Source organism: Lentibacillus daqui (assembly GCF_027186265.1).
Classification (GTDB): Bacteria; Bacillota; Bacilli; order Bacillales; family Amphibacillaceae; genus Lentibacillus_C; species Lentibacillus_C daqui.
Genome location: NZ_CP114176.1, coordinates 557,060 through 580,594 on the forward strand (window position 1 = coordinate 557,060; position 23,535 = coordinate 580,594).

The 23,535-nt window shown below is 40.9% G+C and carries 21 protein-coding genes and 1 pseudogene; 15 read left to right on the forward strand and 7 right to left on the reverse strand.

The window, feature by feature from the left end; translation table 11 throughout:
* Positions 1 to 46 precede the first annotated feature (46 nt).
* Positions 47 to 952 (reverse strand): CPBP family intramembrane glutamic endopeptidase, encoded by a 906-nt coding sequence (locus O2S85_RS02965; RefSeq protein WP_269411266.1) that lies wholly within the window; start codon positions 950 to 952, stop codon positions 47 to 49.
* Between the two features lie 82 nt (positions 953 to 1,034).
* Entirely contained in the window at positions 1,035 to 2,453 is a 1,419-nt protein-coding gene (locus O2S85_RS02970; protein WP_269411267.1) for an aspartate ammonia-lyase, read from the reverse strand.
* Positions 2,454 to 2,742: 289 nt separating this feature from the next.
* Between O2S85_RS02970 and queC the strand changes: the two genes are divergently transcribed.
* The 9 genes from queC (at position 2,743) to O2S85_RS03015 (ending at position 11,747) form a co-directional block, all read left to right on the forward strand.
* Positions 2,743 to 3,393, forward strand: a complete 651-nt coding sequence (gene queC, locus O2S85_RS02975) for a 7-cyano-7-deazaguanine synthase QueC (protein WP_269411268.1) — start codon at positions 2,743 to 2,745, stop codon at positions 3,391 to 3,393.
* Entirely contained in the window at positions 3,386 to 3,973 is a 588-nt protein-coding gene (locus O2S85_RS02980) for a VUT family protein (RefSeq protein WP_269411269.1), read from the forward strand. The genes queC and O2S85_RS02980 overlap by 8 nt, the downstream gene beginning before the upstream one ends.
* 166 nt (positions 3,974 to 4,139) lie before the next feature.
* Complete coding sequence (locus O2S85_RS02985; RefSeq protein ID WP_269411270.1) at positions 4,140 to 5,642, forward strand: aminotransferase class V-fold PLP-dependent enzyme; 1,503 nt, start codon at positions 4,140 to 4,142, stop codon at positions 5,640 to 5,642.
* A 342-nt stretch (positions 5,643 to 5,984) separates the two neighbouring features.
* Entirely contained in the window at positions 5,985 to 6,965 is a 981-nt protein-coding gene (locus tag O2S85_RS02990; RefSeq protein WP_269411271.1) for a Gfo/Idh/MocA family protein, read from the forward strand.
* Between the two features lie 151 nt (positions 6,966 to 7,116).
* On the forward strand, positions 7,117 to 7,782 hold the full coding sequence (locus O2S85_RS02995) for an HAD family hydrolase (protein ID WP_269412453.1): 666 nt from the start codon (positions 7,117 to 7,119) through the stop codon (positions 7,780 to 7,782).
* 455 nt (positions 7,783 to 8,237) lie between these two features.
* Entirely contained in the window at positions 8,238 to 9,053 is an 816-nt protein-coding gene (locus O2S85_RS03000) for a DUF368 domain-containing protein (protein ID WP_269411272.1), read from the forward strand.
* Positions 9,054 to 9,152: 99 nt separating this feature from the next.
* A complete protein-coding gene (locus O2S85_RS03005) occupies positions 9,153 to 9,473 on the forward strand; it encodes a thioredoxin family protein (RefSeq protein WP_269411273.1) in 321 nt (106 codons plus the stop codon).
* 271 nt (positions 9,474 to 9,744) lie between these two features.
* Positions 9,745 to 10,236, forward strand: a complete 492-nt coding sequence (locus O2S85_RS03010; RefSeq protein ID WP_269411274.1) for a PH domain-containing protein — start codon at positions 9,745 to 9,747, stop codon at positions 10,234 to 10,236.
* Positions 10,236 to 11,747 (forward strand): PH domain-containing protein, encoded by a 1,512-nt coding sequence (locus O2S85_RS03015; protein ID WP_269411275.1) that lies wholly within the window; start codon positions 10,236 to 10,238, stop codon positions 11,745 to 11,747. The genes O2S85_RS03010 and O2S85_RS03015 overlap by 1 nt, the downstream gene beginning before the upstream one ends.
* A gap of 42 nt (positions 11,748 to 11,789) precedes the next feature.
* On the opposite strand, the gene O2S85_RS03020 is transcribed toward O2S85_RS03015, so the two are convergent.
* From O2S85_RS03020 to O2S85_RS03030, 3 genes and pseudogenes are all read right to left on the reverse strand, one after another.
* Positions 11,790 to 12,437: a VOC family protein gene (locus tag O2S85_RS03020; protein ID WP_269411276.1), complete on the reverse strand. Its 648-nt coding sequence runs from the start codon at positions 12,435 to 12,437 to the stop codon at positions 11,790 to 11,792.
* A gap of 126 nt (positions 12,438 to 12,563) precedes the next feature.
* Positions 12,564 to 13,184: a TetR/AcrR family transcriptional regulator gene (locus O2S85_RS03025; RefSeq protein WP_269411277.1), complete on the reverse strand. Its 621-nt coding sequence runs from the start codon at positions 13,182 to 13,184 to the stop codon at positions 12,564 to 12,566.
* Between the two features lie 482 nt (positions 13,185 to 13,666).
* Positions 13,667 to 15,227, reverse strand: a pseudogene (locus tag O2S85_RS03030) (IS1182 family transposase); the annotation flags it as partial.
* 278 nt (positions 15,228 to 15,505) lie between these two features.
* Here O2S85_RS03030 and O2S85_RS03035 point away from each other — a divergent pair.
* The 3 genes from O2S85_RS03035 to O2S85_RS03045 all read left to right on the forward strand — a co-directional run bounded on the left by O2S85_RS03035 (position 15,506) and on the right by O2S85_RS03045 (position 17,166).
* The gene (locus O2S85_RS03035; protein WP_269411278.1) at positions 15,506 to 15,748 is read left to right on the forward strand and encodes a glutaredoxin family protein; all 243 of its coding nucleotides are present in this window, start codon (positions 15,506 to 15,508) and stop codon (positions 15,746 to 15,748) included.
* Between the two features lie 173 nt (positions 15,749 to 15,921).
* Complete coding sequence (locus tag O2S85_RS18725) at positions 15,922 to 16,272, forward strand: YppG family protein (protein ID WP_369419781.1); 351 nt, start codon at positions 15,922 to 15,924, stop codon at positions 16,270 to 16,272.
* Positions 16,273 to 16,467: 195 nt separating this feature from the next.
* A complete protein-coding gene (locus tag O2S85_RS03045; RefSeq protein WP_269411280.1) occupies positions 16,468 to 17,166 on the forward strand; it encodes an alpha/beta hydrolase in 699 nt (232 codons plus the stop codon).
* A gap of 223 nt (positions 17,167 to 17,389) precedes the next feature.
* On the opposite strand, the gene O2S85_RS03050 is transcribed toward O2S85_RS03045, so the two are convergent.
* A complete protein-coding gene (locus O2S85_RS03050; RefSeq protein ID WP_269411281.1) occupies positions 17,390 to 18,295 on the reverse strand; it encodes a DMT family transporter in 906 nt (301 codons plus the stop codon).
* A gap of 645 nt (positions 18,296 to 18,940) precedes the next feature.
* On the opposite strand from O2S85_RS03050, the gene cshA reads away from it, so the two are divergent.
* Entirely contained in the window at positions 18,941 to 20,422 is a 1,482-nt protein-coding gene (cshA, locus tag O2S85_RS03055; protein WP_269411282.1) for a degradosome RNA helicase CshA, read from the forward strand.
* Positions 20,423 to 20,467: 45 nt separating this feature from the next.
* Here cshA and O2S85_RS03060 read toward each other — a convergent pair whose 3' ends face one another.
* Positions 20,468 to 21,211, reverse strand: a complete 744-nt coding sequence (locus tag O2S85_RS03060) for a rhomboid family intramembrane serine protease (RefSeq protein WP_269411283.1) — start codon at positions 21,209 to 21,211, stop codon at positions 20,468 to 20,470.
* A gap of 182 nt (positions 21,212 to 21,393) precedes the next feature.
* Here O2S85_RS03060 and acpS point away from each other — a divergent pair, with 182 nt between their 5' ends.
* Complete coding sequence (acpS, locus tag O2S85_RS03065; protein ID WP_269411284.1) at positions 21,394 to 21,768, forward strand: holo-ACP synthase; 375 nt, start codon at positions 21,394 to 21,396, stop codon at positions 21,766 to 21,768.
* A 257-nt stretch (positions 21,769 to 22,025) separates the two neighbouring features.
* The gene (locus O2S85_RS03070) at positions 22,026 to 23,534 is read left to right on the forward strand and encodes an NAD(P)H-hydrate dehydratase (protein ID WP_269411285.1); all 1,509 of its coding nucleotides are present in this window, start codon (positions 22,026 to 22,028) and stop codon (positions 23,532 to 23,534) included.
* Position 23,535 lies beyond the last annotated feature (1 nt).

Genomic DNA, 23,535 nt, shown 5'->3' on the forward strand with positions numbered 1-23,535 from the left:
ATATCCTCGAATTTTGTCGTGTTTTGTCGAATATCAATTGTGCAACTCAACCTGTAAACAGTGTTCCTTTCTGTGCCTGTCGTTTTTTCGTATAGAAGTAGGTGAAGAAAAACGTAATCACAATGAGCAATGTTGCCATGAGCCCACCTTCTATGCCGAACGATCCGCCTGTAATCAGGTTGTTTCCACCGTCAATGTCAACCTGATATAAGCTGTGTGGAGGAAGCCCGCTCACGGCAAAGCCATACACGGCACCCTGGAAGAAATTCCACGTCATATGGAAACCAATCGGCAGCATCAGACTCTTTGTTGTCTCGAACATATAGGCAAACAGGATGCCGACAAGGACAATGTTGATAATACCGATGATGCTCACATTCGGATTCGTAATATGGGCAACTCCAAAGACAATGGCCGATATTAAATAGGTGAGCCATCGTTTATTGTGCCGTTCAATCATTGTTTGCATCACGTAACCGCGAAAAAACATTTCTTCAAAGAAACCGGTCAAAATAAAAACTACTGCAAAGGCGAGTGTGTAATAGCTGAATTGTGGGTTCGCCAGCGCATTAACCAACGTGATTTGTTTTGTCATAAGCAAAAGAAAGAAAATTACCGTCATCACTCCGGCACCAAGCAACAGGCCGAACACCATATCGGACATAGGCCCTTGAATCCGGAGTTTTTTCGGCGATTTCTTATTAATGAACCGGAAGACAGCAAGGGTGGCCACGATGCCGCCGAGTGTTCCGGCACCTTGTGTCAGAACGAAGAACAAAGGACGCATATCACCTGATTCAAGAGAGAGCACCGCCTGCCCTTTGGAAATATCGATTGTCGATGCCAATAATATGCCGGGAAATGAGAAAATTCCTTGTCCGACAAAGACCATCAGGAGTGCGAATGCGATAAGCCAACCTGATCGTACTTGACCAAATTTATTTTTAAACATAAGGTATCGTCCCTTCGTTGAGCACTTAAAACAAAGGTAACCGGCTTCTAGCATGATGCACAACCAGTTACCCTTTATTTCCCTATTTATTTACCGTCAAATATCGACTTCCTGCAATACCTGGACTGGTCATCTCACGTGGGTCCAGTATGGTGTCCAGCTCTTTGTCTGACAATAGATCGTGCGCCTTGCAGATTTCTTTGATCGTTAACCCGGTTTCGACTGACTGTTTGACCACTTTTGCCGCCGTTTCATAACCCAAATGCGGATTCAGAGCTGTGATGATGCCATAGCTTTCTTCTACATATTCGCGGCACCGCTCGACATTGGCTTCCATTCCGCTGACTGCATAACGTGTAAATACGTCCAATCCATTGTTCATGATTTTCAATGACTGTAGCAGGTTAAAAATAATAACGGGACCCATCACATTTAATTCGAACTGACCAGCTTCCGAGGCCATGCAGATTGACTGGTCATTGCCTGCGACTTGAAACGCAACCTGATTCACGACTTCAATCATGACGGGGTTCACCTTGCCCGGCATAATGGAAGACCCGGGTTGCCGCGTTGGCAGATTAATTTCCCGAAAACCTGTCATCGGACCGGACGCCATCAAGCGAATATCATTGCAAATTTTGGACATGTTCATTGCCGACACTTTTAATGCCGATGATAAACTCGTATATCCATCCGTATTCTGTGTTCCATCCACCAAATTCTTTGCCGCGTGTAATTTTACACCAAGCTGTGCAGATAACTGTGCCGTTACCTTTTCAATGTATTCAGGCTTGGCATTCAGGCCTGTCCCAACGGCTGTAGCGCCCATATTAACCGTCAGCAATTCATTCGCTGCCTGTTTAATCCTTCTAATATCCCGGCTGACGACTTCAGAATAAGCACCGAATTCCTGACCCAATCGAATAGGAACGGCGTCTTGAAGATGCGTCCGTCCCATTTTCAAAACATCCTGGAATTCATTTTCTTTCTGAATCAGCTCTTTCTTTAATGTCGTCATGGTAGCAATCAATTCTTCTGCCATACGGAACGATGCTATTTTTATCGCAGTTGGTATCGTATCATTCGTGGATTGGGACATGTTTACATGCGTATTTGGGGAACAGAAGTCATAATCTCCTTTATCCCGTTCCGATATTTCCAAAACACGATTGGCCAAAACTTCATTCATATTCATATTAATGGAAGTACCTGCCCCACCCTGAATGGAATCAACGACGAATTGGTCCAGATGTTTTCCTGCGATCACTTCATCCGCGGCTTTCACAATAAGGTTTCCAATTGTTTCCGGCAACATACCTGTAGACATATTGGCTGATGCCGCCGCTTTTTTTACCTCCGCAAGAGCGAGAACCAGCTCTTTATGAACAGGTATTCCGGTAATTGGAAAATTCTCCATGGCTCGTACAGTTTGCACCCCATAATAAACATCTTCCGGTACCTTCTTCATTCCTAAACTATCTTTTTCCAGCCTAGTGCGCATGTGGTGATGCTCCTTTTTATCTATCATATTTAGTTGTATATTTAGAAGGCGCTTTCCTAAAAGTAAACTAGCTGTCTTCTTCAAACATGGAAAGATTAACGCAAAAGGATTGGAATGTCAACAGAAACCGGTGCCTGTTACTTTCCGAATGATACGTTGTCAAATAAGCGGGGCTTTTTTACCGGACTTTTTGAACATCCTCTTAAAAGTGGCCGGTATTTCATATATACTGTTATGCAGAGGGTTCGAAACCATCCCCTCTTTAATAAAAACTAGGAGGAATTAAAAAATGGAAAAAGCAGTAGTAGTATTTAGTGGCGGGCAAGATTCAACTACATGTCTTCTATGGGCACTGGAGGAGTTTGATGAAGTTGAAGCCGTCACTTTTTTGTATGGGCAAAGGAACATCTCGGAACTTGATTCAGCAGAGAAAATTGCCAAAGATCTAGGGGTCAAACAAACAGTATTGGATATGAGTTTACTCCATCAGCTAACTGAAAATGCCATGACCAGAAAAGATGTGGAAATCGATGAGAGTGGTAAGGTGCCGAATACATTTGTCGATGGGAGGAATCATATTTTTCTATCCTTTGCGGCTATTTATGCGAAGCGTATCGGTGCAAGTCATATTATCACAGGCGTAAGTGAGACAGATTTTAGCGGATATCCGGATTGTCGTAACGATTTCATCCAGTCATTAAATCAGACGCTAAATCTTGCAATGGACTACCATTTTGACATTCATACCCCATTAATGTGGAAAAATAAAGCAGAAACATGGGAAATGGCAGATAGAATGGGAAGATTGGAATACATCAGAGCGAATACGACAACGTGTTATAACGGAGTAATAGGTGACGGGTGCGGCGAATGTCCCTCCTGTAAGTTGAGAAAGCAAGGTCTGGATGCTTATTTGGCGGCAGGGTATGAACATGTATAGAGTACTCATCTACTTACTATCTATTGTACTTGCAAACGTCATTACAGCCAAATTTGCTCCGCTTGATTTAGGTGTATTCATCATACCTTATGGCACATTGTTTATCGGATTGACGCTTGTCATGCGTGATATGGTTCAGAATAGATATGGCAGAGCAAAAACGTACATGTGGATTGTTGTTGCGCTAGCATTGTCGGCAGTTACCAGTCATCTGCTTGGTGATGCTTTATGGGTTGTATTCGCCTCAACCTTAAGTTTTATCATATCCGAAACAACAGACACAGAAATATATACACGTTTTAAAATTCCATTTGTAAAGCGTGTGATGTATTCCGGAGTTGTCGCTGGATTTCTTGATTCCTCCGTGTTTGTCATAATCGGAATAGGTCCTTTGGGGCTTGGGTACGTTCCTTGGGCTTTGGTTCCTTATGCTGTAGCAGGACAATGGGTTGCAAAAGCACTCATGCAATTCATTGTCGCAGGAGGAATACGGCATTTCGTTATTAAAATGGGAATATATGAACCTAATATAACAAATTTTGATCATGCAAAAACACCGGAAATACGGACAGTGCGATAGATGGAAACAGAACAGGTGCCTGTTGTGACGGGTGCCTGTCTTTTACCAAATGAGGTCATATGTTGGCAAATAAACAGGGTTTTAAAGACTGCTACACAAGACAAACATTTCATAAACATTCACATATATTAAACCAGAAGACTCTCGTGAAAAGGTGAATAACCATATGCTCAAGGCCAGAATCGGAAGTAACTATTATGAAATGCTCGGGGAATTGGAAACCTATTTTCAATCATTTAGAGATGGAATCATTGGGAATGACCAGGAATTTCTTTCTCCTGTTGGCAGGCAAAAGATCATCTATGGGGATTGGATGGCAAGTGGACGTCTGTATCGACCAATTGAGGATAAAATATGTGACGTGTTTGGTCCGTTTATGGCGAATACACATACGGATTCCAATGTGACAGGGGCTGTGATGACCGAGGCTTATGAAGAGGCGAAACGGGTCATCAAGGCACATGTCCATGCAAGTGAAGCGGATTGCCTTTTATTTTCCGGTGCAGGCATGACCGCTGCTATTAATAAACTGCAACGAATACTTGGATTAAGGATTCCGGAAAGATATAAAGACAAACTAAGTTTAAGTGAACAGGATACGCCTGTTATTTTCATATCGCATATGGAGCATCATTCCAATCATACATCCTGGTTGGAAACGATTGGTGATGTCTGTCTGATGGAACCTGATTCAGATGGTAATGTGAGTCCATCTGTATTGAACGAACTTTTATCTGAGTACAAAGACCGTAAACTAAAAATCGGATCATTCACAGCTTGTTCCAATGTAACAGGGATTGAAACGCCATACCATGAATTGGCAAAGGTTATGCACGCACATGACGGATATTGCTTTGTTGACTTTGCTGCATCAGCACCCTATGCAGAAATAAATATGCACCCCGAAAATGATAGTGAAGCCCTGGACGCTATCTTTTTTTCCCCACATAAATTTTTAGGCGGCCCCGGGTCAAGCGGGGTATTGATATTTAACGCCAAATTATATGCCAATAAAGTTCCCGATCATCCGGGTGGAGGAACCGTCGCCTGGACCAACCCATGGGGAGAGAAGCAATATTTCAAAGATATTGAAAGACGTGAAGATGGGGGTACACCGGGGATTATGCAGGCCATTCGGGCAGCTTTATGCATAAGGCTAAAGGAACAGATGGGGATAGAAAAAATATTAATGCGTGAACAAGAACTTGTTTCTTTAGTGCTACACCACCTAAACGCGATTCCAGAGGTCCATGTATTAGAAGGAGAAAAGACGAAACGACTGGGCATCATATCATTCAATGTGAAAAATCTTCACTATAATTTAGTTGTGAAGCTGCTGAATGACCGATTTGGCTTCCAACTGCGAGGTGGTTGTTCCTGTACCGGGACATACGGGCACTATTTGTTTTCGCTTGATCAAGAAGCATCGAAAAAAATGACGGATCTGATTGATGCTGGTGATCTATCGTTAAAGACAGGCTGGGCTCGTTTTTCCATGCATCCTACCATGACAAACCAGGAAATATATCAATTTATTTCCGCGCTTAAACAAATCATTAAAAATCAGGATGAATGGAAACAAGATTATCGATATGATCCCAAAACCAATGACTTTTACTTCATCAATCAAAGCAGGGTAGATGCGACCGAGCTATTTTCAATGGATTAGAAGCGTTAAAGCGGTTTTGGCAGTTTACAGGCCTTCTGATCCACTGGTTTGACTAAGGATAGGGTCGTTGATATCCAACGCAATATGAAAAAATTTTAAACGAAACGGATGTAATCATGTACAGCCTCATTGTTATGTTGAAGTTGTACATGATTTTTTATCATCATGAGGGGGATGAAAAAACCCCCATTGAAGGAAGTTTCACTTTATTTGGGTGGTTGTATTGCAGAAACCTGCTATAATATGGTTGAAGGTGCAGTAACAAAATCGAGATTCCGCAAGAAATGCCAGCAGAAATGAAATGTATTTCGGCGGATGAGTTAGGTAAAAGGGAGATGCCATATGAATTTTGGAACAGTCGGTACAAGCTGGATTACAGAATCTTTTATTGAAGCGGCAAAAGATACAGCTGATATGAGGCTTGCTGCGGTCTATTCGCGGTCAGAACAGAAGGCGAAACAATTTATCGAAAAGCATGGGGGAAGTAATATTTTTACAGATGTGGAAGCAATGGCAAAAAGTAAGTTGATTGATTGTGTGTACATTGCTTCACCAAATGCATTGCATTATGAACATGCAATTACGTTTTTGAAACATCGCAAGCACGTGATTTGTGAAAAACCCATGTTTTCCAATACAAAGGAACTGGAAAGTGCATATCAAATTGCTGAGGAAAATGGTGTGTTTTTAGTCGAGGCGATGCGTAACGTATATATGCCCAATCTGGTAACATTAAAGGAAAAAATGGAAAAGGCTGGACAACTGCGGAATATTGTCTTTAATTATGCTAAATATTCTTCTCGGTATGATGCAGTTTTAAATGGTGAAGAACCCAATATATTTTCATTACAATATTCCGGTGGAGCGCTGGTAGATTTGGGTGTCTATCCAATTGCAGCGGCCATATTCTTATTTGGAGAGCCGGAACATGTTTCCTATTCCCCGGTAATCATCCGAACGGGCGTTGATGGATGTGGTACACTTGTACTAAGCTATTCAGATTTTATGTGTACCATCTTTTGTTCTAAAATTTCCACTTCATACAACTCATCCGAAATCCAAGGGGAAAAAGGAACATTTACTATTGATGATATAGGTTCGATTGCGAATATATCGTTCATTGATAATCACACTGGACAGAAACAGCAAATTGCCAATGAACATCCGGAAAAAGATATGTTTTATGAAATCGATCAGATTGTTCAAATGATCAAAACAAATAACAAGGCAGAATATAAAAAGCGGAAACAATTAAGCGCCGATGTTCTTAACATAACTGAAACAGTCAGGAGAGAGAATGGGATTGTGTATCAAAATGACTAGAGAAAAAGGGCATGTGTAAGATAAACAACTTTTGCAAGAGTATTCCCTATTTAAGAATGCTCTTTTTGTATAAATATGGAAACGAATAACCAATACACTATAGACCAACGAAGCAGTGATTCTAAAGAAAAATCCAAGGAGGCGGATGGGCATTATAAAAGCTGTCCTATTTGATTTAGACGGAACCTTGTTAAACCGGGATGAGTCAGTAAAGATCTTCATTGATAGGCAATTCGATCGACTGCATAAGCGCCTTAATCATATTCCAAAAGATAAATATATAACAAGGTTTTTGGAACTCGATGATGGCGGATATGTCTGGAAGGATAAAGTTTACCAACAACTAGTGAATGAATTTGATATGGCAGGTCTGACCTGGGAGGAATTGCTACAAGACTTTGTTAGTCAATTTCAAGATAGCTGTGTTCCCTTCCCCAACCTTATTCGTATGTTGGAAGAATTGAAAAATAAAGGCCTTGTTCTTGGAATGATTACAAACGGAAAAGGGCAGTTTCAAATGGATAATATAAGGGCTTTGGGAATCGAAAAGTACTTTGAAACGATTCTTATATCTGAATGGGCGGGAATGAAAAAGCCGGAACCTCAGATATTCGAAAAAGCCTTAGATCATCTTCATGTTTTACCCAACGAAAGTGTATTCATTGGTGACCATCCGGAAAAAGATGTAAATGCGGCCCGAAGTGTAGGGATAAAGGGCGTTTGGAAAAAGGATAATAGATGGGATCACCTTAATACAGATTCTGTAGTTGTTGATTTGGAGGAAATACCCATTATTGTAGATAAGTTAAGTATGTAAAAATCAGTATCTTATCAGGTCTCAAAAGATTGTTATTAAAAGTATAAAACTAGTCGTCGCTCCCACAATAGCTGTCTAGAGTCGTAAGTTCACGCTTACGGCTCGTTTTTATTATTAACATTCTATGTTTATCATATGCGAAAAAGATGTAAAATTACAACTATTTTAATGATGTGTGGAAAATCCTGGATGGACCAATAACGTGTTTGCAGTTAATCAAACAGCTAAAATTCGTTAAAGTGAATGAAATCCTTTGATAAAAGTTCGAATCGGTGATAATAGAGCCGACCCGTTAATATAAACTAGTACCCGCTGATTATCATAAGTCGGGTCAATGTTATCCCTAAGCCAAAGCGGTGTTTATTGTACAAATTATTTATATGAATTGCAAGGTATTTTTGGTATGATAGCTTTATGTGTAAAATGAATTTTTTATGGATAAGGAGTTTAAATGAATGGAATGGAAAAATATATACCGCGGTATACTGATGGGGGCAAGTGATGTAATCCCAGGTGTCAGCGGAGGAACAATTGCTATATTACTTGGTATTTATGATCGATTAATTATCGCGATCAATGGGATATTTAGTAAGGAGTGGAAGCGGCAGTTAAGCTTTTTAATTCCACTTGCTATTGGAGTAGGATCGGCTATATTATTATTAAGCAGATTAATAGAATGGTTGCTGGCCAATTATGCCGTCCCTACACATTTTTTCTTTTTGGGCCTCATCATTGGAATTTTGCCATATTTGCTCCACCAGGCAGATGCTAGGAGAACATTTCGGGTCAATCATTATGTTTTGCTAGTTATCGGGGCTGTTCTCATCGGGTCGTTGGTATTTCTGCATGCCGGGAATTCCGACGTTATCACCAACATGACAACTTCAACATATATTCTATTATTCTTTTCCGGTTTTCTTGCCAGCAGTGCAATGATTTTACCGGGGATTAGTGGTTCATTCATGCTTCTTGTCATCGGTGTTTACCCAACAGTTATTGGAGCTGTTAGTCAATTGCGGTTGGATGTGCTCGTTGTCACTGGTGTGGGGATTGTCGCAGGAATTGTGATTATGAGTAAAATCATTCGTTACTTTTTGGATCGTTTCGGACTTTATACGTTTGCCATCATTATTGGCTCGGTCATTGGCTCGATTGTTGTGGTTTTCCCGGGATGGCCAGCTACAATGCCACTTTTATTACTTAGTATGCTGACCTTTGTTATCGGGTTATTGGTTGCATATTTTCTTGGTCGTGTGGAATATACGGATTAACATGCTTATTGGGAACACGCACTTAAAGCAAACCATAAGACAATTGTGCCTATAAGCTTTACAATAATGATAAGTGGTACAAAAGGAGGGCTTGGCCGTATGAAAAAAATTGCAAGCGAACAGGAATTTAACGAAATCATTCAAAGCGAGAAACCAGTTATCATCAAATTCTTCGCTGATTGGTGCCCGGATTGCAAACGGATGGATATGTTTATCGGTGAAGTGATGGATGAATTCAGCCAATATGATTGGTATGAGATTAATAGTGACGAGGTTAAAGGAATAGCTGAGAAATATGAAGTCATGGGCATTCCCAGCATTTTGATTTTCCAAAATGGTGAAAAACTCGCCCATCAACATAGTGCATATACGAAGACACCTGAATCGGTAACAGAATTTCTGCATGAACAACTCGGGTGATGATCGTTACAAAAGGCTGATCGGGTAACCGGTTGGCCTTTTGTTGAATCCAGCGAACAGGGATATCGATCAAACGCATTGTAATATCGACCAGATAGCGGGAATATCAACCAAGTGTAGAAAATTATCGACCCAAAACTGTGAATATCAACCAACATAACTCAATATCGACCAAAATTTGCACAATATCAACCACTTATGAAACTTTTTCGCTCTTACCATCGTACTACCTTTATATATAGCAAAGCATGACATAAAAGGATGATACAGCATGACAACAATCCCCCAGCCGGAAAATCAAATTTCCAAAGATGCCATTACCGTTTGGCGGATCACTAATATCACTGTAGACGCGATCGCATTGGTTATTTTGATCGGACTGCTTTGGGCGGGAATCCACTTTAACTGGTTTCACTGGATTATAGTCATTCTTTGGATTCTCATTGGATTGACGATCATTTTTGCAATATGGGATGTGTTGATCGAGCCAAGATTACTCTATAAATACTGGCGGTTTGGAATAACGGAAGAATTTGTCCAACTCAAACATGGGGTATTTTCCCATAAATATATTGTAATTCCCATGACAAAAATTCAATACGTCGAAGCAACGCAAGGACCGCTGTTGCGCAAATACGGATTATATACGATAACTGTCGGGACAATGCGGTCTTCGCATGCCATTCCAGCACTGCCCGAAACACAAGCATTTCTTCTGCGTGACAGTATAGCTGAACGGGCAAGACTGAAGGAGGAAGAATAATGCAGCCCAGGCGAATGCATCCGATGAAAATTATATTCTCCTTCATCCATACATTGCGTAATAGTTTTGTGATCATCCTATATTTGTTTATTATTAATTTTAATGATGCTTCAACATTTATCAAGATTGCCCGTTATGTGTTTCTTGCCTTCCTTCTCTATCGACTGGTGGCACTTGCAATTGATTGGTGGAAAACAACATATGGCATTCAAGACGGCGCCATTCATATATATCGTGGCTGGTTTAAGAGGACTGATAATCGGGTACCAATCGAACGGGTGCAGAATGTGGAATGGCATACACCGTTTTACTATCGCATGTTTCACCTGACATCATTATCCTTGCAAACAAGTGCAACGGAAAAAGAGGCATCCGTCAAGTTTGAAGCGGTGAAACAAACGGTTGCCGAGCAAATTGAACAGCTTGTGTTGCACAAACAGGAAGCATTAAAAAAACAGCAAGACATCCCGGAAGACGACACCGAATCCATAAATAACCAGACAGAGCAAACAGAAATGGCGACAACAAACTCAAATACACCTGATGCACGTCAGGTTCATTTTCAGCCAACGCGCCGGGAATTATGGAAAGCATCTTTTCTGTCATTCAGTTTTTTAGCGTTTATCCCGATTCTGGCTGCTGGTTATCACGAGATCGATGAGGTGGTTGATGTCGATGAACAAGCCAAGGGTTTTTTCACCTTTTTAACCAGCTCATGGGTGATCATGCTTTGTGTCATCATTCTGTTTGCAATGTTTGCGATCGCCTTTGGAATCATTCGTACTTTTTTAAAGTATGGCCAATATGAAATAGCCTCGGATCAGGAACGGATTTATATTCGCAGTGGCACATTGAGCAGAAGAATGTTTGTTATCCGCAAAAATAATGTTCAAGCCATTCAAATTACGCAAAATCCGCTGAAAAAGCTGCTTGGGCTATTGGAAATTAACTTGCTGAGTGCCGGGAGTGAGGAAGAGGAGTCTGAAGAAGTACATTCGTTATATCCATTCCTTCCTCAAGGACGTGCGGAGGAATTGTTAGAAGAGTTGTTGCCGGATTTTCAAATGAAAGAGGAAGCTGCTATGAACAAACTGCCCCGTAGTGCCTTGTTAATCAGGTTATTGAGGGTCCCATGGGTGTGGATTATCGCAACGATCCTCATTGTCTGGTTCAAGCCAACATGGTGGTGGATCTCGCCGGCTATTTTCCTGCTCACTTATATCAGTCGTGTTTTTGACTATCGCAATACGCGTTTTTTACTTGATGGAGAGTTTATTCAATTGAAAACAGGCGGTTTATGGTCAACTGTATTCGTGACCAACCGGAAAAAGGTGATTGAAGCAGAAGTAGTGTGTACAATAGTGCAGCAGCGATTCGGACTGGCAACTATTCAAACAATTAATCGTACCAAACCCGTGCATGCAGAAGAATTGAAAGATGTTCCATTAGAAACGGCACATACATTTATAAAGTGGTATCAGGAGCGGTATAAAGAGATCAAAGTCGAATAATGATACGGCGAAAGGGAGAAGGGATGTACGCCACATCCCTTTTCAGACTAAATCAAAATGCAATTTGGCATCGTCAGTAAAGCGTATTTTGCAATTTTGCAAGGCAAGCAGACTCTTGTTCAGCTTCCTTGGTTTCAATTGATAAATTCGTGCAAATGTATCTCGATCGACCCCATTATAATGGATCGTGTTGATCGTTTGGATATTTAACAGACTTGTTTCAGGATATGCATCATTCGGGTTTTCCCACTCAATTAGGAACGGGAGCATTTCTTCCGTATAATTGTACATTGGGAACAGCATCCGCCATTTTAAAACCGTTCCATCCGGTTTGGTGCGCTCACCGGCAAATGGCCCACTATACGGGATGCGTTCGTTTTGAAAATGGGTCACATACTCATCCATTTGACTCGTTCTAAGCGCGAATTGGAACGGACCGGGCGATTCATTTTCAATGGTATGGACAAAATGCTGAATAAGCGGGTTTTCCGCCTGTTTTGCCTTAGACAGATCAGTGACTCCAAGCCATTCCAAATAACTGTCATTGGAAAAATAGGACAAGTAATTATATGTCCCCCAGTCGGCGTGCTCGCCACCTTTGATCGCTTTGATGGTGAATTGATTCCCGTATTCAGCACTTGCTGTTTCGGCGTTAATTCCCGCTATTACGATATGATCCAATGCTAACATGTCATATCCCTCCCCGGTTGTTTTATATGGATTTTGAACACCACTATAAATTGCGTATTTTATTCATTATAGTTTCTGATGACTATTTTGCAATATATTTGTTTGCCCGAATCATCCTTGGTAAATTCATTTTTGGTCCTGTTTACAAAGCCCATGTTTCAGCAGATCAATTTCTTTCAAAAAGTTTGTCATAGCCATGTCATACGATAACTCTCTGGCAAAACTAAGCACAAGATTATGGAAGATGACAGCAATTAAGATTTGTATGATGTGAAATAAATCACTTTTATCCGAAATGCACAAGTTGCGTGTGTTTATAATATCCTTGATTTCGGTAATTTGTTTTAACCTTTCTTTGCTGAAATTACCCGTAAATGTACGCTCCATTTTATAGTTCATATTTAAAAAGGCGTTTTTAAAGAAGTCGCGATTTTCCCGGGTTTGAAAGTTTTCCAACATGGATTGATATATAACGGTAGCAGTATCAAAAATGTCTCCCTCCGCCTGCCTGAGACAAGAGATGAATTTTCTTGCTTGTATTTTTCCGTAAAGCTCTAATACATAATAAAACGCATCTTCTTTATCGTAAAAATATTGATAGAAGCTCCCTCTGGGTATATCAGCAGCTTTGACGATATTGGTAATCGAGGCTTCGTGCAGGGATACTCTGGAAAATTCCTTTTTTACTGCTTGAATAAGTATTTGCCGTTTTTCTCTTGGCAAATTATAAAAGGTCGCTTTTGGCATCCATATTCCCTCAATTCCTGATAAAATGACATGTTGTCACAATAAACAATGCACTCATTATAAATGACATCTTGTCACAAGTCAATTTTAACGAAGAAATGCGAATGTGCCTGGGACATGTCTGCTAAAACCGCAACAGTCAACTGACCCATCTTGTAGCCCGGCTTATGGACATTGATAAAGTGAATATGTTGGTCTACGCAGGTAATATATGCACTATCACATCAAAGAAGTTCCGCTGCGTGTGATCTTTATCACAGCGAATCTGATAAAAAGGCGATAAGATAATAGTGGGATCTGGGATGTCTCTGCTTTATTATTACCATAATCGTGCAAGCTGGTACGTTAGCTTGCCATTTTACGAAAGAGGCTGGGACATAACTAGCCAAAAATAGTAAATAAAAAGGTTCCAAGCAATAAAAAATTTGCTTGGAACCTTTTTTGAGGAATTTCTCCATCTCCCGGTACTATTTTACCGTTAATGGCGGCTTTTTTTCTCAAATTCACCGCCATCAATGCGAAGGCTAATTCATTTTTCACCTTCTGTTTTCCTCTGACAGAAAAACGAGTAAAACCCAAATTAGCCTTCAAGAAACCGAACGCTGGTTCTACATCAATTTTACGTTTTCCGTAAATTTCACCAGTTTTCTCGTCTGAAAGCTTCGTACGTACATATTCTTTTTGGGACTCCCACTTTTCATTCATGTAGACTTTTCGGTTGTTTCCTTCTTTTGCTTTCGTACATAAATCGCGGAGTGGACAGCCCAAACAGTCCTCACATTCGTACACTTTAAATTCACGGGTGAATCCGTACCTGTCTGTTCGTTTGGAATGATGACTAAACCGTATTTTCCGTCCATTTGGGCACAGAAAAGTATCTTCGTCCTCATTATACTCCCAATTATCTACATGAAAAGCGTTGTTCTTATGCTTCTTTTTCTTCTCCTTTCGATATTGATTGTATGTAATAAGTGGCGTTCGATTTCGATTCTCGATGATATCTTCATAATTCTGTTCACTGCCATATCCGGCATCCGCGACAATGTGTTCCGGCAGTTCGAAAAAGTTTTCTTCAATCGAGTCGAGAAAAGGAATTAAAGTGCGTGTATCCGTCGGGTTTGGGAAAACATCGTAAGCGAGCGCGTATTGACCTTCCGTTGCAATCTGGACATTGTAACCAGCTTTCAATTGACCGTTCTTCATGTAGTCATCCTTCATGCGCATAAACGTCGCATCTGGATCCGTTTTTGAGTAACTATTGCGATCACCAAAAATCTCCATATCGTTTTGATACTTTTGCTTACGAGTGATGAAATCGTTAAACTGCTTGCGAGCTTGTTTTGGAAATTTACGTTCGGAACGGATTTTCTTTCGTTCGCTACCAACTTCACAAGCTTCGATTTTTTTATCGTATTCCTCAACCTTTTCATCTAACTTTTCGACTACTTCTTCCATTTCTTTAACGGAAAGTTCCTCTTCTGTTTCTCGCTCTATTGCCGGGATGATCTCCTTCTCCAACAGCTCATCATACAGTTGATTGGACTTTTCGATTAGCTTATCACTATATCTTTCAACGGATTTCCGCCACACAAAGGTGAACTTATTGGCGTTCGCTTCAATTTTTGTACCATCAATAAAAATGGCTTCCTCTTCAATCAATTCCTTTTCCACGAGCTGATTTCGGAACTGGACAAAGCATTCACGCAATAACTTTTCGCTGTGTGGATTAGAACGGAATCGATTGATCGTGCGATAGCTGGGTTCATGTCCTTGAGCCAACCACATCATGCGGATACTATCCTGTAATAAAGCTTCTATTTTACGACCAGAAAACACGGATTGCGTATACCCACACAAAATGACTTTCAACATCATGCGAGGATGGTATGCAGGACGGCCGGTTTGTCGTATAAAGTCATCGAAAACCTCTTCGGGAATACTCTCGACAAGATCATTGATCGCAAAAGCAATATCATTCTCTTTCAATTTAATTTCTAAATCTAGCGGCAAAACTACCTGATTCATGGTATAATGTTTAAACATAAGGACACCTCCAAAATTATTGTTTGGTCACTTTAATTTTATCAAAAGGTGTCCTTTTTGTTTACTAAAATAATGTCAAAAAAGGCGTGGGGCCTACACTTTTTTAGTGTAAGCTCCTACGCCTTAATTTTTATTTACTGGAGTTTTGTCCCAGCCTCTTTTTTGTATGGGGTTTTTAGGCGGTTTGAACTAATATTTGAAATATAATTGTAATAGTTGCGTTTAAACATGATGGATCGTGGGTATGAACAAAATAAAGATATCCAGGAGGGACAGGGATGAGCACAAAGCATGTTATGGTATATATCAACAATAGTAATAAGCGATCCAAATTGTTGGATCAATTGGACGAATGGAAGATTGATTATCAAACAAGAAACGTTACCGAACACCCGGAATACTTAAAGGAGCTGCAGGAAAAAGGCATATATGGAACACCTGTGACGTTTATTAACGGGGATCCCATTTTAGGTTTTCAAAAAGAGAAAATGAAGGATAGGCTGGGGCTGCGCTTTCAATAGATGAATGGCAAAAAAGGGATACGAATCACGGTTGTCAACATGAACAGATGCAGGCTGATTGCATAAACTATAAATGATAAAAGTGATAAAGAGGTGTTACTTAAATGTTTGCGAGTCCCTTTTTTTATCGGTCACCATATAATGTATATAATGAATTTCAGGATTATAATCAGATGAATCCTTATAACCAAACATGGCAATCCCAGCAATTTCCTCCCGTACCCCCGCCCCAAACGCAGACACCATTTGACTACTTTTCAAAGCCGCCACAACCAACAAATTGGTATATGTCCAACCAGGGGCAACAGGCAAATTGGCCTCCTCCGGCAAATCAGGGACAGTCCATGAATGCTCCTTATCCGCCGCCAAAACAAAATGGTCTTCTCGCTTATTTTCAAGATAAGGATGGGCATGTAGATTTGGATAAAATGTTTTCGACGGTTGGTCAATTTGCAAACACATTCCAGCAAATTACACCTGTTGTCAAGCAGGTTGGATCCTTTATGAAGAACCTTCGTGTGTAGCGGAGTCAAGAAAATGCCGGTCATAAATAAGCTGATTCTTGTCCTGTTTATCAGCTTATTTACATAGTGAAAAATCAGCAACCGTGGTATATAACAGCTTGAAAGGGAGAGCGTAAGTACATGGAAAGGAGAAACATCTTCATTTGTGTCGTGTGATAAGACCTGTATGCAATAATAGTTTGAAGGAGAATGGAAATGATTGGTTGCTTAATCATTCATGGCTATACAGGCGGTCCCTATGAAGTTGATCCATTGGCCGCTTATTTAAAGGAGAATACGAACTGGCAAGTGGAAGTCCCAACACTGCCGGGGCATGGCAAAAATTTAAGTTTAACAGAAGAAAATGTTTCCCATGAACGGTGGATTCAGGCTGCCGAGCAAAAACTGCAGGCCATGCTTGAGAAGTATGAGGATCTTTATTTGATTGGGTTCTCAATGGGCGGGATGATTGCTTCCTACTTAGCCGCAAAATATCATGTAACGAAATTGGTATTATTGGCGCCAGCGGGAAAATACTTGTCATGGAAACAACTATTTTCAGATGTTGTTGAAGTGATGATTGATGGCTGCCGGGGAACATTGAACAAAAATAAATTATATCTGCATTATAAACGAAAACTCGGGGCTATTCCTTTTAAAGCTAATGTGGAATTCTTGAAATTGGTTCGGTTTACAAAGCCATATTTAAAAGAAATTGACACCCCGGTACTGATCGCACAAGGGCAACAAGATGGAATGGTTCCATATAAAACAGCTTACTATTTGGAAAAGGAAATGACATCCAGGCAAAAAGAAGTTGTTTTTTTTGACCAGTCAAAACATCTCATCTGTTTGGGAGATGACAAAGATGCGTTGAATACCATCGTATATGACTTTCTGACAACGGATGAATGATCAACTCCTGATCATTATTCAAACAAGGTACAGTCAAAAATTTCTTTGACTGTACCTTGTTCTCTTCAAAGGATGTCAAAAAGTCCGGTAAAAGTAATACATCGAATTTCTTCATAATGAGATGGAAACAATCACCAATGTTGGAAATACGACCTGATTCAGTAATACAGTCCAAATTGAACAAAATACAATCCGGAACCTAATCTTTACCCTGGCTGCTGGCCTATTTTTTCCCGGAAATCGTTACCCTGCGTTTTCTTGATGTACTCATGATAAATAAAAACAGGCCAAAGATTACTATCGTTCCACCCAGCCATTGGGAGGGTGTCACCTTCTCGTCAAGTATCAAATAGGCGAGAAGGGAGGCTCCGATTGGTTCAAAGACAATTCCCATGGAAATGGTTGCTGAACTCAACCATTTTAATGCCCAATTAAATAATGTATGGCCGAAGAATGTCGGGATAATCGCCAGCGCCAAAAAGATCCACCAATGTTCAGGTGAGTAGCCCAAAAACGGGTTATGTAACAACAGATTATAAATAATTAACGTAATGGCACCGATGCCATAGATAATAAAGGTATAGGGCATGATTGACAGACGTCTTCTTGCTTGTTGTCCAAGCAGCAAATAGACAGTGATGGCAACTGCGCCAATCAAAGCAAGCATATCACCGAATAACGCCGTTCCACTTAGCTGAAAGTCCCCCCAGCTAATAATGAAGCTTCCCATCAAAGTAATGACCATGCTAATAATAGCACCTTGAGAAAATCGTTCTTTAAAAAAGATATAAGTGCCAATAAAAGTAAATATGGGCTGAAGTGATACAAGTGCAACCGAGCTTGCGACAGATGTATAATTCAAGGACTCAAACCAGATGATAAAATGAAACGCCAAACAAATACCGGCAAAAATGGAGAGAATCCAGTCCTTTTTTTCGATGTAATGAAATTCATGTCTGCGCTTAAAAAGGACATATGGAGCCAGCAAAATAAATGTGAACAACAAGCGGTAATTGGCAATAATAGCAGTGGGTACACCTTCTGCCAATTTCACTAAAACTGCTGAGGTTGATACGGCGATAACACCGATGCCAACGACTATGTATGGATTAAATGGGGGTATACGCATGTTAAGTTAAGTCTCCTTGTTCGCTCGTGAAGATTAATACTGAGTACATTTTACCATGTTCGTATGAAAAAATCACGAAGGAGTAGATAATGCATTGACAAATGTGTTATGATGAAATAACTGTTATTTTGCATGAATTTCTGAGTGAGAGGCTCATTCTTCACAGGAAGGATGCCTTTTTTAGAGTAAGAAAAGTATTAAACATGAAACTGTACAATTCAGGAAAAGCAAAGTTGGTCAGTGTCTGTTTTTTGTTCTTTAAAGTAAGCCATTCACTGATGCTACTTGTGAAACAAACGTTCAAAAGGCTGAAAAACATGACTGTTCCAGGTCAGAAGCAATTTTATCCTTTTGAACATCCCATATATATGCTTTTCTTATGGTAAATAGATAAGTGCTTGAAGAGTTACGAATTGGATCATGAAGTTCGAGGCGCACAAGCGGAGAAAGATATTACCGCCTGCTTTTGGTGTCTTTTGTATAACCTTTGTCAATCAAAAGAGCTAAGTCGACATCCTTGCATTGTGTTCCTTGTATCTAACTGTTCATATGGAACTTTTGAACATCCTCTTTTAGGGACAACAATAGCACTTACACTTTATTCATGCGGATAAACTTTAAGTAAAAAAGGAGTAGACTATTAAGGTGACAACATTTTATGATTTAGGTGTTTCGCAACCAATTATGAAAGCTTTGGAAAAAATGGGCTTTGAAGAATCGACACCAATACAAGCAGAGACGATCCCGCTGGCAATGCAAGGTAAAGATGTCATCGGCCAGGCTCAAACAGGTACAGGTAAAACCGCGGCATTTGGCATCCCGATGATTGAAAAAATTGACAAGTCTGTCCGGAAAATCCAAGGGCTGGTCGTCGCACCTACCCGGGAATTGGCTATCCAAGTTGCCGAAGAAATCAACCGATTAGGGAAATTCAAAGGGCTTCGTACACTGCCTGTATATGGTGGGCAGCACATGGAACGACAAATTCGGGCATTAAAAGATGGGCCGCATATCGTTGTCGCAACACCAGGCCGCCTGCTTGATCATATGCGCAGAAAGACAATTCATATTGATCATGTAACAACGGCCGTACTGGATGAAGCGGATGAAATGCTTAACATGGGATTCATCGAGGATATTCGGGAAATTTTAAAAGGGATCCCGGAAGATAGACAAACCCTGTTGTTTTCCGCAACTATGCCAAAGGAAATTCGTGAAATTGCGACACATTTGATGAAGAACCCGGAAGAAATCAAAGTGAAGGCAAAAGAAATGACGGTCGAAAATATCGATCAATATTTTATTGAGGTTCCGGAAAAATATAAATTTGATACGCTTACCAATCATTTGGATATTAATGGACCGGATTTGGCGATTGTGTTCAGCCGGACGAAAAAACGGGTCGATGAAATTACGGAAGGATTGCAGGCACGCGGATTTCGTGCTGAAGGAATCCATGGAGATCTAACCCAGGGTAAACGGATGTCTGTATTAAATAAGTTTAAAAACGGCCGTGTAGAGGTGTTGGTGGCAACCGATGTAGCTGCACGCGGACTTGATATCTCAGGGGTTACCCATGTATATAATTTTGATATACCGCAAGACCCGGAAAGCTATGTACACCGGATTGGCAGGACTGGACGTGCGGGTAAAACCGGCGAAGCAATTTCCTTTATTACGCCACGGGAGATCGCTCACTTGCATTTGATTGAAAAGACGACAAAAAGCAAAATGAAGCGAATTATGCCGCCATCAGGTCAGGACGCATTGCGCGGACAGCAGCAGGTTGCCGTGGACAAGCTTTTGAAGACGATTGAGAATAAGGATCTAAAGGCGTATCATGAGACTGCCAATGAACTATTGCAGGATCATGATTCAATCACGGTTATTGCAGCAGCGTTGAAATTGCTGACAAAAGAGCGACAAAACACGCCTGTACGGATATCGTCCATCCAGCCAGTCAGTGTGAAAAAAGCACAACGAGGCAAGGATAATGCAAATAGAGGGAACAAGCGCAACTTCTATGGCAAACGTAATCAAGGCGGGCGTGGCAAAGGCGGACGTAATCAATATAGCAGCCGCAATCGCAAAGGAAACTACCAAAAACACCATAGCCGTAATAATTAATGACATATAAAAAAGCTCCCTTACAAGGGGAGCTTTTTTATACATTTAACGCATGAATCTGCTAAATAGACCAAGGATTACCAGGATAATAAGAATGACCCAGAACACTTTTTTCCCCGTTTCATTTGGTAACCGTCGTCTTTTATATGGTGCCCCGCCTGCATGTCTTCGTGGTTGCGGGGTAGTGAACGGGACGGTACGATATATTACCAGCCGGGCAACAGCAAAACCGCCGATAAAGCCAAAGATATGGGCATACATATTAATCCCTGGTTGTATAAATGTCATGATTAGACCAATCACAAAGATAACCAGAATGATTTGGGCATTTGCGCGGTCAATTAAATCTTTACGAAATACAACCATATAGACATAGATTCCAAATAAACCATATATGGCTCCGGACGCACCGACATAAGAATAGAAAGCAGTCGGATTAATCAGGTATGTAGCCAGGTTACCAATAAAACCGGCAATCAGATAGGCCAGGATAAATTTACCCTTTCCCAGCATTTGTTCAAGGGCAGGTCCAAATAATACTAAAGCAAATGAATTAAAAATGGTATGCATGAATCCATTGTGCAGAAAGATTGCTGTTAACAGACGCCAATATTCCCCTTGATGGATAAATAGATTGTTTCCTGCTCCCCATTGAAAGAGCCTGATGCCAAATGGCAGATGTAACAGCTCAATAATGACCCATAAGGCTAAATGAATGATAACTAAGGTAGAGACAACAGGATAAAATTGCATGAAATCTTTTATACTTTTTTCTGTACGTATGAACATTGGTAATCTCCTCAAGGAAAGTTTTTAAAAAATGAATGATCGGGTATTATTATTGTAAGCGTCTTTTTTACATAGTATGACCAGTTTTTAGCTTACTAAAATTGGATGACAGGTTGCAAGCACAAAGACGCTGAACTGAATTCTTATAAATGGAATGACATCAACATAAAGAGGTGTAGCGGTTGATCAGGGGTATTGGGCTGGATATGATTGAACTATCCCGAATCCGGCGAAATATTGAGCGAGATTCGGGGTTAATCGAACGTGTTTTAACTGATAAAGAACAAGACAAGTTGCATTCGTTTACGAGCATATCGAGAAAAACCGAGTTTCTTGCTGGTAGATTTGCTGCCAAAGAGGCGTTCGCCAAGGCAGTGGGCACCGGCATTGGAGATTTAAGTTTTCATGATATAGAAGTATTAACAGGGAGTGCGGGTGCTCCTGAAATAACGGTTAAAGGGTATGATGATGTACATGTGTTTATATCGATTACTCATACAAAGGAGTATGCTGCGGCACAGGTTGTCATAGAAGAGGTTGTTCAAAAACTCCGGTGAAAATGACATGCCCCTGCAAAAGGGGTATGCCGACGCCTGAGCGCAAGCCCGTTTTTAGTCGGCCTCCCTTTGAAGAAGTTCGTTGGCTTGCTTTTCCGCTCCTCATGTACCTTTTATGTACACTCCGGTGCTCAGAGCTACGCCGCCTTGAACTGCTCGGTCCTTTTCATCCTCGTTTTTGAACACTCACTAGAGGATAAAAAGCATAATCGATGAGGTTGTCTCATATATTTTAGTGCGGGTAGGAGGGAACGAAATTGTATATTGTCACCGCAAAAGAAATGTACGAATGGGATCATTACACGATAGAAGAAATAGGGATGGACGGGCGATTATTAATGGAAAATGCGGGACGTGCCATCGCAAGCCGGGTAATGGAAATCATAAAAAGTCAAGACCAAATCACTGTGTTTGTCGGTAAAGGGAATAATGGTGGAGATGGGTTTGTTATTGCACGCACACTTTTGAATCTAAACTATAACATTACGGTCGTCCAAATCGTTCCAGATGAAAAAATAACAGAAGAAGCAGCTTATCATAAGCAATTATTTCTAAACATTGGTGGTCATATGACCGTAACCCGTGATCCAGAAGCGATTGCTGAATTGGTTGGTCAATCAGATGTGGTTATTGACGCGATGATTGGAATCGGGGTGCATGGGCCACTAAGAGAGCCAGTTGCATCCATTGTTTCGACAATTAATAAAAAAGCGGCATGCATTATTGCGATAGACATTCCAACTGGGCTGCCAGCCGATGAAGGTGTAACAAATTTTTCAGCTATTCAAGCGGATTATACATTTGTAATCGAAGCAGCAAAAATGAGCATGTTTCTTCAGCATACAGCACCCTATTACGGGGCGTGGGAAGTCGTTTCCATTGGGATACCGGTAAATAAGCTGGCAGGCGATCTGCAATGTAAGATTTGGGAGCAGCGTTGTTTTCGACAGACATTGCCAAAGCGAGATCCATACGCGCATAAAGGGAGTCATGGGAAAGGACTCGTTATTGGCGGCTCCAGCGTAATGCCAGGTTCGATTGCCATGACGGCCAAGGCTGCATTAAGAGCAGGTGCAGGGCTGCTCACGATTGGGACAACAGGTGAAGCCATTGTGTCTATTGCTCCGACATGTCCGGAAGCTACTTATTTGAAGCTGGATCATTCCAATGAATCGATATCGCTGGATCATTTTGATGCAATTGCTATTGGCATGGGCCTGGGACGTGGGCGTTTTGCCGGGAAATTGGTGATGCAGATGGTGCAAACAGCAAATGTTCCGCTGGTAATCGATGCTGATGGATTGTTTCATGTCAAAACAGATTTGTCCATGCTGGCGAAACGATCCCAGCCAACCATTGTGACCCCTCATCCTGGTGAAATGGCTATGCTTTTAGGGATAACCATACCTGAACTCTTGGTCAAACCTTTTCATTATGCCCGGGAATTTGCATCAAGTTACCAAACCTATGTCGTGTTGAAAGGGAAGCATACCATTATTACCGCGCCAAATGGGCAACAGGCGGTGAATCGAACCGGAAATCAAGGCCTTGCCAAAGGTGGAAGTGGTGACGTATTGTCCGGAATTGTATTGGCGATGCTGATGCAGCATGAACATACATTTGCGGCATTATGCAATGCTTGTTTCATCCACGGTGCCGCCGCTGATATCCAAGTAGAAAAGAATCATTCTTATTATGATTTACTGGCGACTGATGTGATCGATGGTATCCCTGACGTATACCGTACATTTCTTAAAAAGCAGTGAC

Excerpts from the sequence above, each read along its gene's own strand:
- O2S85_RS03045 (WP_269411280.1), top strand. The coding sequence starts at position 16,468 with ATGATTGGTTGCTTAATCATTCATGGCTATACAGGCGGTCCCTATGAA.
- O2S85_RS03020 (WP_269411276.1), bottom strand. The coding sequence starts at position 12,437 with ATGTTAGCATTGGATCATATCGTAATAGCGGGAATTAACGCCGAAACA.
- O2S85_RS02965 (WP_269411266.1), bottom strand. The coding sequence starts at position 952 with ATGTTTAAAAATAAATTTGGTCAAGTACGATCAGGTTGGCTTATCGCA.
- O2S85_RS03015 (WP_269411275.1), top strand. The coding sequence starts at position 10,236 with ATGCAGCCCAGGCGAATGCATCCGATGAAAATTATATTCTCCTTCATC.
- O2S85_RS02970 (WP_269411267.1), bottom strand. The coding sequence starts at position 2,453 with ATGCGCACTAGGCTGGAAAAAGATAGTTTAGGAATGAAGAAGGTACCG.
- O2S85_RS02985 (WP_269411270.1), top strand. The coding sequence starts at position 4,140 with ATGCTCAAGGCCAGAATCGGAAGTAACTATTATGAAATGCTCGGGGAA.
- O2S85_RS03050 (WP_269411281.1), bottom strand. The coding sequence starts at position 18,295 with ATGCGTATACCCCCATTTAATCCATACATAGTCGTTGGCATCGGTGTT.
- O2S85_RS03025 (WP_269411277.1), bottom strand. The coding sequence starts at position 13,184 with ATGCCAAAAGCGACCTTTTATAATTTGCCAAGAGAAAAACGGCAAATA.
- O2S85_RS02980 (WP_269411269.1), top strand. The coding sequence starts at position 3,386 with ATGTATAGAGTACTCATCTACTTACTATCTATTGTACTTGCAAACGTC.
- O2S85_RS03005 (WP_269411273.1), top strand. The coding sequence starts at position 9,153 with ATGAAAAAAATTGCAAGCGAACAGGAATTTAACGAAATCATTCAAAGC.
- O2S85_RS03000 (WP_269411272.1), top strand. The coding sequence starts at position 8,238 with ATGGAATGGAAAAATATATACCGCGGTATACTGATGGGGGCAAGTGAT.
- queC (WP_269411268.1), top strand. The coding sequence starts at position 2,743 with ATGGAAAAAGCAGTAGTAGTATTTAGTGGCGGGCAAGATTCAACTACA.
- O2S85_RS03060 (WP_269411283.1), bottom strand. The coding sequence starts at position 21,211 with ATGTTCATACGTACAGAAAAAAGTATAAAAGATTTCATGCAATTTTAT.
- O2S85_RS18725 (WP_369419781.1), top strand. The coding sequence starts at position 15,922 with ATGAATCCTTATAACCAAACATGGCAATCCCAGCAATTTCCTCCCGTA.
- O2S85_RS03010 (WP_269411274.1), top strand. The coding sequence starts at position 9,745 with ATGACAACAATCCCCCAGCCGGAAAATCAAATTTCCAAAGATGCCATT.
- O2S85_RS02990 (WP_269411271.1), top strand. The coding sequence starts at position 5,985 with ATGAATTTTGGAACAGTCGGTACAAGCTGGATTACAGAATCTTTTATT.
- O2S85_RS03035 (WP_269411278.1), top strand. The coding sequence starts at position 15,506 with ATGAGCACAAAGCATGTTATGGTATATATCAACAATAGTAATAAGCGA.